The 14,835-nt window shown below is 64.6% G+C and carries 13 protein-coding genes; 3 read left to right on the top strand and 10 right to left on the bottom strand.

The window, feature by feature from the left end:
- Positions 1-38: 38 nt before the first annotated feature.
- The 3 genes from BUS12_RS05130 to ftrA all read right to left on the bottom strand — a co-directional run bounded on the left by BUS12_RS05130 (position 39) and on the right by ftrA (position 2,853).
- A complete protein-coding gene (locus BUS12_RS05130) occupies positions 39-794 on the bottom strand; it encodes a bestrophin-like domain (RefSeq protein ID WP_367117597.1) in 756 nt (251 codons plus the stop codon).
- Between the two features lie 42 nt (positions 795-836).
- Entirely contained in the window at positions 837-1,751 is a 915-nt protein-coding gene (locus tag BUS12_RS05125) for a hypothetical protein (protein WP_074294541.1), read from the bottom strand.
- Positions 1,752-1,884: 133 nt separating this feature from the next.
- Positions 1,885-2,853, bottom strand: coding sequence for a transcriptional regulator FtrA (gene ftrA, locus BUS12_RS05120; RefSeq protein ID WP_074294540.1), 969 nt, complete (start codon positions 2,851-2,853; stop codon positions 1,885-1,887).
- Between the two features lie 121 nt (positions 2,854-2,974).
- On the opposite strand from ftrA, the gene BUS12_RS05115 reads away from it, so the two are divergent.
- Positions 2,975-3,409: a rhodanese-like domain-containing protein gene (locus tag BUS12_RS05115; protein ID WP_074294539.1), complete on the top strand. Its 435-nt coding sequence runs from the start codon at positions 2,975-2,977 to the stop codon at positions 3,407-3,409.
- On the opposite strand, the gene BUS12_RS05110 is transcribed toward BUS12_RS05115, so the two are convergent.
- The 4 genes from BUS12_RS05110 to BUS12_RS05095 form a co-directional block, all read right to left on the bottom strand.
- Positions 3,393-4,811: an efflux transporter outer membrane subunit gene (locus BUS12_RS05110; RefSeq protein ID WP_074294538.1), complete on the bottom strand. Its 1,419-nt coding sequence runs from the start codon at positions 4,809-4,811 to the stop codon at positions 3,393-3,395. The genes BUS12_RS05115 and BUS12_RS05110 overlap by 17 nt on opposite strands.
- Complete coding sequence (locus BUS12_RS05105; RefSeq protein ID WP_074294537.1) at positions 4,808-7,984, bottom strand: efflux RND transporter permease subunit; 3,177 nt, start codon at positions 7,982-7,984, stop codon at positions 4,808-4,810. The genes BUS12_RS05110 and BUS12_RS05105 overlap by 4 nt, the downstream gene beginning before the upstream one ends.
- An 11-nt stretch (positions 7,985-7,995) precedes the next feature.
- The gene (locus BUS12_RS05100; protein ID WP_253190012.1) at positions 7,996-9,141 is read right to left on the bottom strand and encodes an efflux RND transporter periplasmic adaptor subunit; all 1,146 of its coding nucleotides are present in this window, start codon (positions 9,139-9,141) and stop codon (positions 7,996-7,998) included.
- 149 nt (positions 9,142-9,290) lie between these two features.
- Positions 9,291-9,611: a PadR family transcriptional regulator gene (locus tag BUS12_RS05095; protein WP_074294536.1), complete on the bottom strand. Its 321-nt coding sequence runs from the start codon at positions 9,609-9,611 to the stop codon at positions 9,291-9,293.
- 272 nt (positions 9,612-9,883) lie between these two features.
- On the opposite strand from BUS12_RS05095, the gene BUS12_RS05090 reads away from it, so the two are divergent.
- A complete protein-coding gene (locus BUS12_RS05090) occupies positions 9,884-11,953 on the top strand; it encodes a putative bifunctional diguanylate cyclase/phosphodiesterase (RefSeq protein WP_074294535.1) in 2,070 nt (689 codons plus the stop codon).
- Between the two features lie 118 nt (positions 11,954-12,071).
- The gene (locus BUS12_RS05085; RefSeq protein WP_074294534.1) at positions 12,072-12,887 is read left to right on the top strand and encodes a hypothetical protein; all 816 of its coding nucleotides are present in this window, start codon (positions 12,072-12,074) and stop codon (positions 12,885-12,887) included.
- Between the two features lie 19 nt (positions 12,888-12,906).
- Here BUS12_RS05085 and BUS12_RS05080 read toward each other — a convergent pair whose 3' ends face one another.
- From BUS12_RS05080 to BUS12_RS05070, 3 genes are all read right to left on the bottom strand, one after another.
- Positions 12,907-13,332 carry a bactofilin family protein gene (locus BUS12_RS05080; RefSeq protein ID WP_074294533.1) on the bottom strand — a complete coding sequence of 142 codons (426 nt, stop codon included), beginning with the start codon at positions 13,330-13,332 and terminating at the stop codon, positions 12,907-12,909.
- Between the two features lie 97 nt (positions 13,333-13,429).
- Positions 13,430-13,798: a hypothetical protein gene (locus BUS12_RS05075; protein ID WP_074294532.1), complete on the bottom strand. Its 369-nt coding sequence runs from the start codon at positions 13,796-13,798 to the stop codon at positions 13,430-13,432.
- The gene (locus BUS12_RS05070) at positions 13,791-14,747 is read right to left on the bottom strand and encodes a M23 family metallopeptidase (protein ID WP_074297112.1); all 957 of its coding nucleotides are present in this window, start codon (positions 14,745-14,747) and stop codon (positions 13,791-13,793) included. The genes BUS12_RS05075 and BUS12_RS05070 overlap by 8 nt, the downstream gene beginning before the upstream one ends.
- Positions 14,748-14,835: the final 88 nt, after the last annotated feature.

The raw sequence follows: 14,835 nt of genomic DNA, 5'->3' as shown, positions 1-14,835 counted from the left end.
GACTGCCCGCCATGCGGCGGGCAGTCGCATGAAGTCTGTTAGCTCGGCCGCAGCGATTGCGCCGTGCTGACGAGGTTGATCGGACTCACACGAATGATGCCGCCACGCGGGCTGTCGATATCCGCGATCAGCGCAAACGAGGTGGCGACCACCACCGGCAACACCACCAGCAGCGTCAGGCTCACTTTGGCGGTGCGCGCGCCGTAACCGACCAGCAGATTGCAGCACACCGCAATCGCCACCATCAACCCCCACGCAGCAAGCGGAATGCGGTTCCACCACGCGGCCTGGGTGTAGCCCTGCGAGTTCAGCACCTCGTTCATGCCGGCCACCGCCAGCGTGGTCACGGGATTCGGCTGGGCCGCGGCGGCGTCGCGAACCGCAGCCCAGAGTCCGGCTTGCAGTTGCATGGTGGTGGCGTTGATCCGTTCGAGCTCCTGAACATCGCGCGTCTGATAGAACAACACGCGTTGCTCGATATAGCGGCTCAAGAGCGCACGCACCTGCTGCGCATCCGCGGAGGGCAGCAGATCGGCCCGCACATATTCCGTGCCGATGGCATTGGCCTCTTCTTCTTCGTAGTTCTTGCGCTGATCGTAACGGCCCACCGCCATCGAAAAACTGAAGCCGATCATCAGCGCAAGCAGCGTCAGCGTGGCCGCCTGAACCACATTGAAATCCTCGCGCGATTCCGCCGTCAGGCTTTTCACGCGCCGGAGCACGCCCGCCCCAATCCATGCCGACAAAGACATCGCCACCAGCGTCGAAACGAACACCACCGATGGGTAGTCCATTGCATTGCGCATACGCTCACCCCGATAGTCAGAGACCCAGGTTCAGGAACCCGTCTTTAGATAATATCGGCCGTCGGCCGTCACTTTGGGACCGAATCCGCATGCCGCCGCGGAACCGTGCGTCGCCACATCGAGCGTCTCCGGCTCGGCGAGCCTGAACTCGACGAGGCACTTGTCGGCGTGTCCATCGTACGCGGCGAGGTTGGTCACTTTCGCGGTCGCATCGAGCGGCGTACCTTGCGGCTGATCCGAAATGACGACCCGCGCGATCGCGCCATAAAAGCGCACGTTCGCCAGCAGGATCCCGCGACTGGCCACCGGCTGGCCGTCGCCGCTGACGCTCGGATAGAGAAACTCGGCCAGGAGCCGGTACACGCCGCGACGCCCTTTGAGCGGCGTCAACGTGAGGTTGCTCCACGCGCCCAGCTTCAGATAGCGCGCAAACTGCACGCCGGAGGCAGGCAAGCCCTGCACCACCTGCTTGTCCGCGACCCCTGCAAGACGTTGCTGCGCGAGCGCGACGACACGGCTCAGCATGACGTCGTCCGGCGCGTCCTTGCCGCTGCTTGCGGCAGTGCGGTAGTACAAACGGGCGTTCGAAAACGCACCCAGGCTCGCCTGCACATCGCCCTGATGGATCAGCGCCATCGCCACCCGCGCGTGCGCCGAGTTGATCGCCTTCGGCGAGTTGTCCTCTTCGGCCTGCAAGGTGGCGGCATCCGCCAGCATGGATTCCATATCGACCAGCGACTGCGCATCCTTGATGCGCCCCGCATCGAGCGCCGCGACGCCCAGCGCCGCGCACGAGGCGTTGGTGCGGCACTGCACATCCTTGCCGGCGAGTACGTAGCGCCGGTACAACTCGGCGCGCGAACCGCTCTCGAATGCCTGAGCGGCAACGAGCGACGGCACTAGCACGGCGAGAACAGCAACAACGGCGAAAGGGTTTGCACGCATGGGTGGACGGGTTGGGAATCGCGCACTCGACAACAGGCATCTTGCATCAGCGCCTCGCTCCATGAGGACATCGTCGCAGGTTCGGGCGCTGCTAGTGATGCTGACAGAAAATTGACGATTGCGCGAACCCCAATCACCCTCCCCCCACCTCCACGCCAAACTTCTTGCGGTAGGCCCCCGGACTCGTCAAGGCAATGCGGCGGAAGTGACGGCGCAGCGACTCTTCCGAGCCGAACCCGGCCGTTTGCGCGACCCGCGCCATGGACATCGCGTTCTGCGACTCCAGCAACTCGCGCGCAAGCGCCACGCGTTCACGCACGAGCCACTCATAGGGCGCCATTCCTGTTGCATCGTGAAACTGGCGCTGCAGCGTGCGCGGACTCATGGCGGCGCGTTCGGCTAGCGAGCGCAAGGTGTGCGGCAAGGCAGGGTTAGCCCGAATCCAGTCCATTAGCCTTGCGACCCGGCCGCCCTCGTCCGGCAACATGGGCCGCGGCACGAACTGCGCCTGACCGCCCTCGCGATGCGGCGGCACCACCAGCCGCTGGGCCACCCGGTTGGCGACGGCACTGCCGTAGTCGCGCCGCACCAGATGCAGCAGCATATCGAGGCCGGCCGCCGAGCCCGCCGAGGTCATGACCTGCCCTTCGTCGACGTACAGCGCGTCCGGCTGCACCCGCAGTTGCCGATAGCGTTGCTGCAGCTTGTCGGCATAGCGCCAATGCGTAGTGACCGTTTTGCCGTCGAGCACGCCCGCCGCGGCCAGCACGAAGACGCCCGAGCAGATCGAGCAGAGCCGTGCGCCACGCTGGTAAGCGGCGCGGATTTTCTTCAGCAAGGGGGCGGGCGGCAACTCGTCGGCATCGCGCCAGCCTGGCACGACGATCGTCGCGGCGCGATCGAGCAGCCGCAGCGAGTACGGCGCCGCAACGGTGATGCCGCCCGCGGCGCGCAGCGGTCCCGGCTCGACGGCGCAGGCCGCAAAGCGGTACCAGTCGAGTTCCAGTTCGGGCCGCTCGAGCGCGAACAGTTCGGTGACGCAACCGAATTCGAAGGTGCAGAGCCGGTCGTAAACCAGCGCGACGACGAGATGATCTTGCATGGCGCGATGTTACCGGAGATTGACGATTGCGCCACTGTCGCACGGAATGGCAGTCGTCAACAATGACGGCTCGTCTATCGCTTATCTATCGTTCACTCGTCGCTCATTCAGGAGTCCGGCCATGTCGTCCAGCAACGCCGTCACAACCCTCGCCGCAGCGGACAGCGCCAGCGCGCTCGCACACTTCGAGGCCTCGCTGCGCTTCGAAACCGATTGCTCGGACGTGTTCGCCGCGTACGCCAGCGGCACGCCCGGTTTCGTGCTGCTCGACGTGCGCAGCCCCACGCTCTATCTGCAAGGACATATCCCCGGCGCGATCAATCTGCCGCACGGCAAGATCGTCGCTTCGAAGCTCGTGGATTACCCTGACGACACACTGTTCGTCACCTATTGCGCCGGGCCGCATTGCAACGGCGCGACACGTGGCGCGATCCGTCTCGCGCAATTGGGGCGGCCGGTCAAGCTGATGATCGGCGGCATCGCCGGCTGGCTGGACGAAGGCTTCGAATTGGCCAATGACAGCAGCGAAGCGATTGCCCCTATGCGGCAGGACTAGCCCACCCGCCGCCCAGGGCCTTATAGAGCGTAATCAGATTGCTCAGTTCCGCGAAGCGGTCGTTGACCAGTTGCTGCCTCGCCGTATAAAGCGTGCGTTCGGCATCGAGCAGGACCAGGAAACTGTCGGTCCCCGCTCGATAGCGCGCCTGCGCCAGCTCGTCGTAATGCGTCGACGCCGATACGTATTCGCGGTCCGACGCCACCTGATCGACATACGTCGTGCGTCCGGCAAGCGCGTTCGCCACTTCCTTGAAGGCCGTCTGAATCGCCTTTTCGTAATTGGCGACGTCGATCTGCGTCTGGATCTTCGCGACGTCGAGCGCGGCTCGATTGTTCCCATAGTCGAAGATCGGCATCGTCACCGTGGGTGCGAAGGTCCACGCGCCGGTCGCCGCCTTGAACAACCCGGACAGCGCGGTGCTCGCCGTGCCCGCCGAAGCGGTCAACTGGATCGCGGGGAAAAAGGCCGCGCGGGCCGCCCCCACGTTCGCGTTGGCGGCTTTCAACGTATGTTCCGCCTCGAGGATGTCGGGCCGCCGCGTCAACAGGTCGGAGGGCACACCGGCGCTCACCGGCGGCAGTTGTGCGGCGTCGAGCGCACCGCTCTTCAGCAGGCCGTCGGGAACAGGACAGCCGATCACCGCCACCAGGTTGTTGAGGTCCTGCGCCACCGCGCGGCGGTCGGCGATCAGGCTCGAACGCACGCTCGCATATTCCGATTCCGCCTGCCGCACATCCTGCATCGACGCATTGCCGATCTGCTCGCTTTTCAGATTGACCTCATACGTCTGCCGGTCGGCCTCGGCCGTCGCCGTCGCCACCTCGAGCAGCGATTGATCGGCCAGCCATTGAAAATAATCGGTCGCGACGGTCGCAATCAGGCTGATGCGCGTGCTGGCTTGCGAAGCGTCGGTTGCCAGATATTGCTCGAGCGCCTGGTGCTTGAGGCTGCGCAGACGCCCGAAAAAATCGAGCTCCCACGACGTCTCGCCCAGCGTCACGCTGCTTTCTTTCGATGTGAGGCCGAGCGCGCGTGTGTTGTCCACCGCGCCCGTGGCGTCGATGGTCGGCAGGAGTGCCGACCGCGCGATGCGGTATTGCGCTTCGTATTGGGCCACATTCAGCGCAGCCACGCGCAGGTCGCGATTGTTGTCGAGCGCAAGGCCGATCAGTTGCTGCAACGTGGGATCCTGGAAAAAGGTTCGCCAGTCCACGTCGGCCGCGAGCGGCGCCGGAGGATTCGCCGCATCCGCGGCCGCGGCGGACGACGCGCCCGCTACGCCCGCCGCATCGGACCAGGCCGACACCACCGGCAAGGCGGGGCGCTTGTAGTCAGGCTCCAGCGTGCAGGAGCACAGGCCGATGATGCATAACACGCTGCCAAGAAGACGCCGCTTCATTGCTCGGACTCCGCCGGGTTAGTCGTATCGGAATGCAACTTGCGCGCCTTGAATAGCTTGCGCACCAGAATAAAAAACAGCGGCACGTAAAAGACCGCCAGCACCGTCGCGCCAAACATGCCGCCCGCCACTGCCGTGCCGATCGCGCGCCGGCTCTCGGCACCGGCGCCGTCGCTGAAAACGAGCGGCAGCACGCCGAATACGAACGCGATCGACGTCATCAGGATCGGCTTGACCCGCAAGCGCGCCGCTTCGAGCGCCGCATCCATCAGGTCGCGCCCCTGCTCGTGCAACTCCTTGGCGAACTCGATGATCAGAATCGCGTTCTTGGTGGCGAGACCGATCGTCGTGAGCAGCCCCACCTTGAAATAGATGTCGTTAGGCATGCCTCGCAGCGTCACGGCCAGCACGGCCCCCAGAGCCCCCAGCGGCACCACCAGCAGCACCGCGAACGGCATGCTCCAGCTTTCATAGAGGCCGGCGAGGCACAGGAACACAATCACGATCGAGATGCCGTAGAGATACAGCGACTGCGAGTTGGATAAGACCTCCTGGTAGGACTGGCCGGTCCATTCCACGGAGAAGCCTTTGGGCAGTTGCGCGGCGATTTTTTCGATCGCCTTCATCGCGTCGCCGGTACTCGCGCCCGGGCCTGTCTGCGCGGTCATTTCCATCGACAGCATATGGTTGTAGCGCTCGATCTGCGGCGAGCCGAATGTCCAGCGGGTGGTCGAGAAGGCGGAGAACGGCACCATCTGCCCGTCATAGCTGACCGTGCCGGGACCGGATGTCGACACCAGCCCATCCCCCGCGACCGTTCGCACGTACCATTGGCCGATATCGTCCGGCATCATCCGGTACGGTGCGTCGGCCTGCACGAACACACGCTGGATTCGCCCCGTGTCGACGTAGTTGTTCACGTAGGCCGAGCCGAAAGCGATCTCGAGCGTGTTGTTGATATCCGCGATCGACAGGCCGAGCGCGCTGGCCTTCTCGCGATCGATGTCGACATGGAATTGCGGCGTGTCGTCCAGTCCGGCCGGATGCGTCTGCGCAAGCGTGGCATTTTTCGCGGCGAGTCCCATCAGCATATTGCGCGCTTGCAATAGCCGCTCGTGTCCCAACCCCGCGCGATCCTCGACCTCGAAATCGAGACCGCTCTGGTTGCCCAGACTCGGGATAGCCGGCAGGTTCACGGCAAACACCTGCGCGTCGCGCAACGAAGCGAAATGCGCGTTCGCGCGGTTCAGGATGGCGCTCGCCTGCTGATCGGCGCCGCTGCGCTGACTCCAGTCCTTCAGGCTGACAAACAGGATCGCATTGTTCTGGCCTTGTCCATTGAAGCTGAAGCCGTCGATCGCCAACACCTTGTCCGTGCCCGGCTCATGATGCATGAAGTAGTCCTCAGCCAGCTTGACCGTCCGGTCCGTCACGGACATCGGCGTGCCGACCGGCGTCGACACCAGCACCACCACCACGCCTTGATCCTCGTCGGGCAGATACGAGGTGGGCAGCCCACTCATCAGCCAGGCGAGCGCCACGACGATCACACCGAAAAGCACCACGAAGCGCACCGGGCGCGCAAGAAACGCCGCCAGCCAGCCGCGATAACGCTCGATGCCGTGCTCGATGAAGCGGGCCACACGTCCGGTATGGGCCGCATCGTCGTTACGGGCCGGTTTGAGCACGGTGGCGCACAGGGCGGGCGTCAAGGTGAGCGCCAGCAGCAACGACAACACCATCGCCGCCACAATCGTCACGGAGAACTGACGGTAAATGCCGCCGGTCGACCCGGAGAAGAAGGCCATGGGGATAAACACCGCGGTCAGCACGGTCGTGATGCCCACCAGTGCGCCGGTGATCTGCTTCATCGCCTTGCGGGTGGCGTCGCGCGGACTCAATCCTTCTTCCCGCATCATCCGGTCGACGTTCTCGACCACCACGATCGCGTCGTCGACCAGCAGGCCGATCGCCAGCACGACGGCGAACATCGACAGTACGTTGAGCGACATGCCGGCCACCCATAGCACGATGCAGGTGCCGAGCAGCGCAATCGGGATCACCACGGCCGGAATCAGCGTCGTGCGCACGCTGCGCAGAAAAACCAGCATGACGAGGAACACGAGAACCACCGATTCGATCAGCGTCTTCATGACATCGACGATCGAAATTTTCACGAACGGCGTCGTGTCGAACGGGTAGTCGACTTCGACGTCGGCGGGTAGCTGCGCTTTCAGCTCGTCGACGCGTGCACGCACGGCGGTCGCCACGGCCATCGCGTTGGCGCCGGTGGCCAGCTCGATCGCGAGGGCTGCTGCCGGCCTGCCGCCCATGCGCGACACGATGTCGTAGGTATCGCCGCCCACCTCGACGCGTGCGACGTCCTTCAGCCGTACCTTGGAACCGTTGCTGTTCACGCGCAGCAGAATGTCGCCGAACTGCTCCGCGTTGCGCATCAGGCTAGAGGCGGTGATGGTGGCGTTGATCGCCTGGGATGCGGTGGCCGGCGACCCGCCCAGTTCACCGACCGAGGTCTCGACGTTCTGGTTGGCGATCGCGGTCGTCACGTCGCTCGCCGTCAAGCCGAAGCTATGCAGCTTGAGCGGGTTCAACCAGATGCGCATCGCGTGCTGCGGCGAAAACAGGTTAACGCCGCCGACGCCGTTGATTTCGGTGATGGGGTCCTGAAGCTGGCTCGCCAGCAGATTGCCGAGTTCGATCGAGTTCAGCCGCCCGCTACGCGACGACAGCGACACCACCATCAGAAAGCTGCTGCTCGCTTTCGAAACGTTGATGCCCTGTTGCTCGACCACCAGCGGCAGCAAGGCGGACACCTGGCTCACCTTGTTTTGCACCTGCATCTGCGCGATGTCGGCGTTGGCCCCTGGTTCGAGCGTCAGCGTGATGGTGGCCTGGCCGGCATTGCTGCTGGTCGACGACATATAGAGCAGATGATCGATGCCGCTGAGGCTCTGCTCGATCACCTGCGTGACGTTGGCGGCCACGGTGTCGGCCGAAGCCCCCGGGTAGGTCGCGACAATCTGGATGACGGGCGGCGCGACCGACGGGTATTGCTCGATCGGCATCGAACGCACGGCCAGCACGCCGGCGATCATGATGACGAACGCGATGACCCAGGCCAGTACCGGCCTATCGATGAAAAAACGTGCCATTTCTTCCCCGGTTAACCGTGTACTGCTGCACCGCTAGCCGCGGGCGCGTTGGAGGCATGCGTGTCGGTCACCGTGACCGGTGCTCCATCCTGAAGCTGGCTGGCGCCGCTGATCACCACGCGATCGCCGATCTTCAGGCCCTGCGAAACGATCCAGCGGTCGCCGTAGGCCGTCTCGGCCTTGACGGTCGCCGCGTGCGCCTTACCGTCGGCGCCGGCCAGCCAGACCGTTGCCTGACCGTCCGGCGTACGGGTGACGGCCAGTTGCGGAACCAGCATGGCCTGGTCGTCGGCCCCCTCTTCCAGATCGGCCCGCACGAACATCCCAGGCAGCAGCTCGTGCTCGGGATTGGGCACCACCACGCGCAGCGTGACCGATCCGGTGGTCTGATCGACGGTGATGTCCGAGAAGGCCAGCGTGCCCGGCTGCGCGTAATCGGAGCCGTCTTCCATCACGATATGCACGGCCGCGCCCTGCGCGCCCACCCGCTTCAGATGACCCGCATTGAATGCCTTTCGGAGTCTTAACCAATCGATGCTGGGACGGGTCACGTCGAGATACATGCGGTCAATCGACTGGACCGTCGCAAGCGCGGTGGTTTGTTCCGCCGTGACGAGCGCGCCGGCCGTCACGCTCGACACGCCGATCTGCCCGGAGATCGGACTCGTGATGCGCGTATAGCCCAGATTGATACGCGCCGACTCGAGCGAGGCATGATCGGCCAGCACGTCGGCCTGATCTTCGTTCACGGCGGCCACGGCGTCGTCGTAGTCCTGCTTGCTCACCGCGTTGATCTTGACCAGCTCCGCATAGCGGCTCGACTTCGCCTTCGCGTCCGACAACACCGCTTCAGCCTTCGCCAGCACGCCGCGGGCCTGATCGTAGGTGGCCTGGTAGACCGCCGGATCGATCTGGTAAAGCGGCTGCCCGGCCGCGACGTCGGCACCTTCGGTAAACAGCCGCTTTTGCACGATGCCCGAAATCTGCGGACGCACGTCGGCGACATTGAGTGCGGACAGGCGTCCGGACAACTCGGTGCGCTCGACGATCTTTTGCGGCGCCATGACCAGCACACCGACTTCGGTTGCCGATGCCGCATCGCCCGCACCGCCGGCCTGATGTTTTGCGCATCCGGCAAGCGTCAACAGAAGGAGCATCGAGCCGAGGCAGAAACCTGGGCGCGTCGCACATCGCCCGTGCACATCAAGACACTGGAAGAGAGCCATATCGCCTGCTTGCTTTTACTTTTTGACTGAATGAAAACGACCGAACCCCGATGCCCCCGGGGCCTTCCACCGATCGCCGCCTACTGCTCAATTTGATGCTGCAACACGCCGTTGACCTCGTCGACAAAACTGCGCCACTCCGCCTGCATTTCCAGCAATCGGCGACGGCCGATGCCGGTCAATGAGTAGTACTTACGCGGCGGCCCCGAAGTCGATTCGACGACATAGGTCGACACGCACGACTCGGCCTGCAGACGGCGCATCAACGGATAGATCGTGCCTTCGCCCATGTCCATCGCGGTCGCAAGCGTCGACGCCAGTTCATAGGCGTAACTGTCCCTGCGCGCCAGAACGGCCAACACGCACATATCGAGCGCCCCTTTCTTCAACTGCGTCTTCATCGTTGTCCGCAGGACGTGCCGTGCATAGCAAGGAACCTTGCTATGCACAATAGATAGATGGAGCTAGAACGCCTATTTGGTCTGGGCCAGACAGTAGCAGCGTCTATTTGTTTATGCAAGGTACCGGTCAAAAACGGGTTGAATTGTTAAATCGCAGCGGCCACGTGGCCTCCTCGCAAAACCGAGCACCGCTTCACGCAAATTAATTAAACAAAACCTGCCATCGGTCGATAACCAGTTGAGCCGTCTCTCCTTACACGGCTGGACTAAACATGCTTGGCACATACAACTTCTGGCTGGTGGCGGTGTCGTTCATCGTCGCGGCGCTTGCGTCGTACACCGCCCTCGACCTGACCGGACGCATCGCGTTGCTGGCGTCGTCACGACTGCGGCACGCGTGGCTGGCCGGCGGCGCAGCCGCGATGGGTGTCGGCATCTGGTCGATGCATTTCATCGCGATGCTGGCGCTGTCGCTGCCCATTCCACTCGGCTACGACTTCGCGCTGACGGGCGACTCGCTCGCCATCGCGGTGGTGGTGTCGTATTTTGCGTTGCTCGTCACCACACGTGCGCGGCTCACGCCGGTTCACCTGGTGAGCGGCAGCGTGCTGATGGGAATCGGCATTGCGGGGATGCACTACACCGGGATGGCGGCCATGCGCATGCAACCCGGTATCCAGTACCGGCCGGCGTGGTTTGCCGCGTCGCTTGCGATTGCGGTCGCCGCCTCGATGGCCGCGCTGCTGATTGCCCGCAGGCTGCGCGACGACGCCGAGCGCAACGTCAAGTGGACGCGCTTCGGCGCAGCGCTGGTCATGGCCGTGGCGATCAGCGGCATGCACTATGCCGGCATGATGGCGGCGGATTTTCCCGTCGGCGCTATTTGCGGCGCCGCCAAGGGTGTCAACACCGAGTGGCTCGCCACGGCGGTGACCCTCTTCACCTTCTCGATCCTGATCGTCACGCTGATGCTGTCGCGCTTCGATGCGCGCACAACCTTTCTGGTGAGCGCCGTCTCGAACCTGAACGGCCAGATCGTGCGCCTCGCCACACTCGACACGCTGACCGGCCTGCCGAACCGCGCGACGCTCACTGAGCGGATCGAAACCGCCATCGAACTGGCGCGCCGCCGTCACAACATATTCGCGATCCTGTTCATGGATCTGGACGGCTTCAAGACTATCAACGACTCGCTCGGTCATTCGGCCGGCGACCAGGTGCTCGCCGCCTTCGGACAACGCCTGCAGGCCTGCGTTCGCGCTACCGACACGGTGGCGCGGCTCGGCGGCGACGAATTCGTGGTGCTGTCGGAAAATCTGCTCGCGCAGCAAGACGCCGGGATGATCGCCGAAGGCGTGCTCGAACGGATGCGCGAAGGGGTATGGAGCGACAGCGAGCCGTTGCAGGTCATGCCGAGCATCGGCATTGCGCTGTTTCCACAGGACGGCGACACGGTCGACACCCTGCTCAAGCACGCGGATGCCGCCATGTACGAAGCCAAGCGCGCGGGACGCAGCACCTATCGCTTCTTCGAGGCGAGCATGAACGAAGCGGCCACACGCACGCTGCAAATTCAGCACGCGCTGCACGAAGCGCTCGCCGCGGGCCATTTCACCCTGCACTTCCAGCCTAAATTCCGCGGCGACAGCAATGAACTGGCGGGCGCCGAGGCGTTGATCCGCCTGAACCATCCGCTGCTCGGCGTGCTGGCGCCGATGGAGTTCATTCCGATTGCCGAACGCTCCGGCCAGATCGTGCAGATCGGCTACTGGGTGGTCCGCGAGACGTGCCGGCAGATCCGCCGCTGGGTCGACGCCGGGCTACCGTCGATGAAGATCGCCATCAACCTGTCGCCGCGCCAGCTATCGCAGCCGAATCTCGTCGCCAACGTGCTCGAGATCGTGCAGGCCGAACAGGTGGACTGCGACCGGATCATGTTCGAGATCACCGAAACCGTCGCCATGCAGGACGCGCCCCGCACGATCGAGATGATCCGCGAATTTCAGACGAGCGGCTTTGAGATCGCCATCGACGACTTCGGCACCGGCTATTCGAGCCTCGCCTATCTGCAGCGCTTCCGCGTCAAGCAGTTGAAGATCGATCGCTTCTTTACCAGCGGTCTCGACGACCAAGGTCCGGAAGGCACGGCAATCGTGTCGGCGATCATCGCGCTTGCGCATTCGCTCGACATGGACGTGGTGGCCGAGGGCGTCGAGACCGCCTCGCAGCTGGGCAAGCTCAAAGCCATGATGTGCGACGAGATGCAGGGCTTTCTGCTCGGCAAACCGCTGGCGGCGGATGCCTTCAGCGCTTTACTGAAGGCACGGATGGCCGTGGTGTAGACGGTATGGGCAGCAGGTCGGCAGGCGGAGCGCCGATTCGATCGGGCCGCCGGAGTCCGGCGCAAACCGCTTTCGAACGACGCGTTGCAGCACACAGGTTTCGCCCGCTGGAGAATTCATGAAATTCGATGTAGCGACGTTCAATTCGCTTTGCCTGATGACGTTCCTCTGTAGCGGCATCGTGACGGCGGCACTCTCGCGCATCCTTGCGCGAGTCGCGGCGTTTCGCTTGTGGTCGGCGTCATTCTTCATGATGAGCGCGGCGGCCGCGTGTTTCGGACTGCATTCGGTGTGGCCGTCCACGCTGCTGCTGATCGCAACGGCCACCCTTGCCCTGCAGGCGCGGATTCTGGTGTGGACCGGCACGCGCGTCCTGTTCGGCGAATCCGCCTCGCTGCGCAAAGGCTTCGCCGTCACCGCGCTGTTCTGTGCGTTGTTTTCGCTTGCGCATGCGTTGAAGGCGCCGCCGGTCTATCGCGCCGCGCTCCTCACCCTGTTCTTCCTGCCGTGCCGCGCGCTGACGCTCTACGAGGTGTGCCGCAGACGCCGCCCCGATCTCGGACCGGCGCGCATGCTGGTGGCGATCGCCAGTGTGATTGCCAGCCTCAATGCCGCGGTGCCGTTGACGCTGGTGCTGCTGCATCGCGGCAACGCCTCGCTCCTGCTCGGCAACCCGCAGACCACGTCGGCGGTATATGCCGTTGTGTTTGCGGGCGATCTGCTGCTGGTCATCGGCCTGATCGTGCTCGCCTTGCAGCATCTGATCGCCGAGCAAGGCATGCTCGCGAATCTCGACAAGGGCGCCGCACAGCGGCCCAATCCGCTCAATCCGGCGCTGCGTTCCGATCCGCCGCGCGAGTCGCGCGAGTTGCCTGATTTACCCGATCTGGCCGACTTGCACGAGCGGAGCGTTCCCATGCAGCGGGCGAGCTAAAGCGAAGGGACTCGGGCGCTCAAACCGGCTGCGGTTCGGAATCGACCGCCGCACCGCCGACCATAACAGGCGCAAGCGCCGGGTCGCGCCGCGTCAGCTTGCCGTCCACCGACGCGCCGCAATCCATGCGCAGTTGCTGGTACTGGATGTTGCCGGTCACATGCGCGTTGGGCTGCAGCTCGACGAAATGATCGGCAATCACGTCGCCGACGATCTTGCCGTTCACCACCACGTCGTAGCCATGCACGTTGCCCTCGATCGAGCCGCGGTCGCTCAGCACGAGCAATGTCTGCGTGCCCGCCTTGCCGCTGACATTGCCATGCACGTGGCCGTCCATGCGCAGGCCTTCGCTGAATTCGAGGTCGCCGGTAATGCGCACGTCGTGGGCGATCAGGGTGGCGAGCTTGGTGTGCTGGATGCTCGTGGCTTTCTTCTTGCTAAACATAACGGGTCTCTAACTGATGAGTGGAACGATTCGTCGCGGCATGCGTGACCGGGCGACGCGCCGGCTTGCCGGTTCAACCGTGCGTCAAATGGCACGGTCAACGGTGCTTCTGGCTCTGGCCGCGCAGAAACAGCAATTCGGTATTCAGACGCGCCGCTTCGGCGGCTGAGGCGTCGGCGGCCTTCTGGACGGCCGCGCGCGCCGTCGACTCCTGCGCGAGCGCAAGCCGGGTGCGCTCGAGTTCGGCTTGCACGCCGTCCGGCGAGACCGGCGTGCTCGCGCATGCGGCCGGCAACGCAGCGCGCCGGGTCGCGTAGCCGCTCATCGCCGCGGCGCCCACGGCCACGCTGCATGCGCAGACGACAACCCAGAGCGCGACGCGCACGGCACGCGGACGCACCGGCTGCAACGCGTAGACGCGCTGCGTCAGACTGCCCGCCGCGCGGGTCGAACGAAGATCAACCATGAGGATGGGCGCCGAACAGCGCAAGGTAGCCGGTCGGATCGACCGGGGCGCCGTTCACCAGCACTTCGAAGTGCAGATGCGGTCCGGTCGAGCGGCCGGTGGTGCCGATATCGGCGACATGCTGGCGCGGCAGCACCAGATCGCCTTCATGCACGAGGATGCGCGAGGCGTGACCGTAGCGCGTGATAAGGCCGTTGCCATGATCGATCTCGACCGCGTTGCCGTAGCCGCCCTTCGGCCCCGCGAAGATCACGCGGCCACCGGCTGCGGCGAGAATCGGCGTACCGCTTTGCGCGACCAGATCGACGCCCGGATGGAAACTGAGCCTGCCCGTGAACGGATCGACGCGGTTGCCGAACGGCGAGCCGAAGCGCGCGCCGTCGGCCGGCATGCGCCCCGGAAACGCGTTGAACGCGACCTGGTGGAGGTCGGTTGCATGTTCGAGCGCGGCGAGTGTCGCGCTCATGCACTCGAGTTGCTGGCGAGTGGTAGCGGCATCGTCGCGCGAGGACTGCGTCGCCACTTCGACACAGCGCCGCGGCGGCAGCGACGGGCCGCCTTCGCCGTCGGCGTCGGAAGTGTCCTGATCCGCCGGGTTGGCAGGCGCGCGTGGCGGCGCTTTCGGCGTGTTCAAGCGGGCTTCGAAATCGCGCAAGGCGCCGACTTCGTTCGTCAAGCGCTCGATCCGCGGCTCGATCTGCGCCACTGACGCATCGAGCTTGCCGAGCTGATCGATCGCATAGTTGTGCGCGACACGGCTCACGGCCTCGCTGCCCAGACCCGCCGCACGATGCGTGGGCAGATAGAGGCCGATAGCGACGCCCGCTGCGAGCGACAGCGCCGCCGCGCCCACCGCCGCCGCGATGGCGATGCTCAACGCCGTGCGCCGGGTGACGAAGCGGATCTCGCCGCTGCTGAGCCGGCTGCCGGCGCCGAGGATGGAAGCCATCAGCGGCTCCCCGTCCGCGGCGCGCAGCGCTTGACGGACCCGCAACGGCGCGGGCGAGTCCGGCACACAGACGAAGGAGGGAAGACAT

This window comes from Paraburkholderia phenazinium, from assembly GCF_900142845.1.
Classification (GTDB): domain Bacteria; phylum Pseudomonadota; class Gammaproteobacteria; order Burkholderiales; family Burkholderiaceae; genus Paraburkholderia; species Paraburkholderia phenazinium_A.
The sequence above is the reverse complement of the archived record's forward strand: the minus strand, read 5'-3'. Positions and strand labels throughout refer to the sequence as shown.

Excerpts from the sequence above, each read along its gene's own strand:
- BUS12_RS05130 (WP_367117597.1), bottom strand. The coding sequence starts at position 794 with ATGGACTACCCATCGGTGGTGTTCGTTTCGACGCTGGTGGCGATGTCT.
- BUS12_RS05125 (WP_074294541.1), bottom strand. The coding sequence starts at position 1,751 with ATGCGTGCAAACCCTTTCGCCGTTGTTGCTGTTCTCGCCGTGCTAGTG.
- ftrA (WP_074294540.1), bottom strand. The coding sequence starts at position 2,853 with ATGCAAGATCATCTCGTCGTCGCGCTGGTTTACGACCGGCTCTGCACC.
- BUS12_RS05115 (WP_074294539.1), top strand. The coding sequence starts at position 2,975 with ATGTCGTCCAGCAACGCCGTCACAACCCTCGCCGCAGCGGACAGCGCC.
- BUS12_RS05110 (WP_074294538.1), bottom strand. The coding sequence starts at position 4,811 with ATGAAGCGGCGTCTTCTTGGCAGCGTGTTATGCATCATCGGCCTGTGC.
- BUS12_RS05105 (WP_074294537.1), bottom strand. The coding sequence starts at position 7,984 with ATGGCACGTTTTTTCATCGATAGGCCGGTACTGGCCTGGGTCATCGCG.
- BUS12_RS05100 (WP_253190012.1), bottom strand. The coding sequence starts at position 9,141 with ATGCTCCTTCTGTTGACGCTTGCCGGATGCGCAAAACATCAGGCCGGC.
- BUS12_RS05095 (WP_074294536.1), bottom strand. The coding sequence starts at position 9,611 with ATGAAGACGCAGTTGAAGAAAGGGGCGCTCGATATGTGCGTGTTGGCC.
- BUS12_RS05090 (WP_074294535.1), top strand. The coding sequence starts at position 9,884 with ATGCTTGGCACATACAACTTCTGGCTGGTGGCGGTGTCGTTCATCGTC.
- BUS12_RS05085 (WP_074294534.1), top strand. The coding sequence starts at position 12,072 with ATGAAATTCGATGTAGCGACGTTCAATTCGCTTTGCCTGATGACGTTC.
- BUS12_RS05080 (WP_074294533.1), bottom strand. The coding sequence starts at position 13,332 with ATGTTTAGCAAGAAGAAAGCCACGAGCATCCAGCACACCAAGCTCGCC.
- BUS12_RS05075 (WP_074294532.1), bottom strand. The coding sequence starts at position 13,798 with ATGGTTGATCTTCGTTCGACCCGCGCGGCGGGCAGTCTGACGCAGCGC.
- BUS12_RS05070 (WP_074297112.1), bottom strand. The coding sequence starts at position 14,747 with ATGGCTTCCATCCTCGGCGCCGGCAGCCGGCTCAGCAGCGGCGAGATC.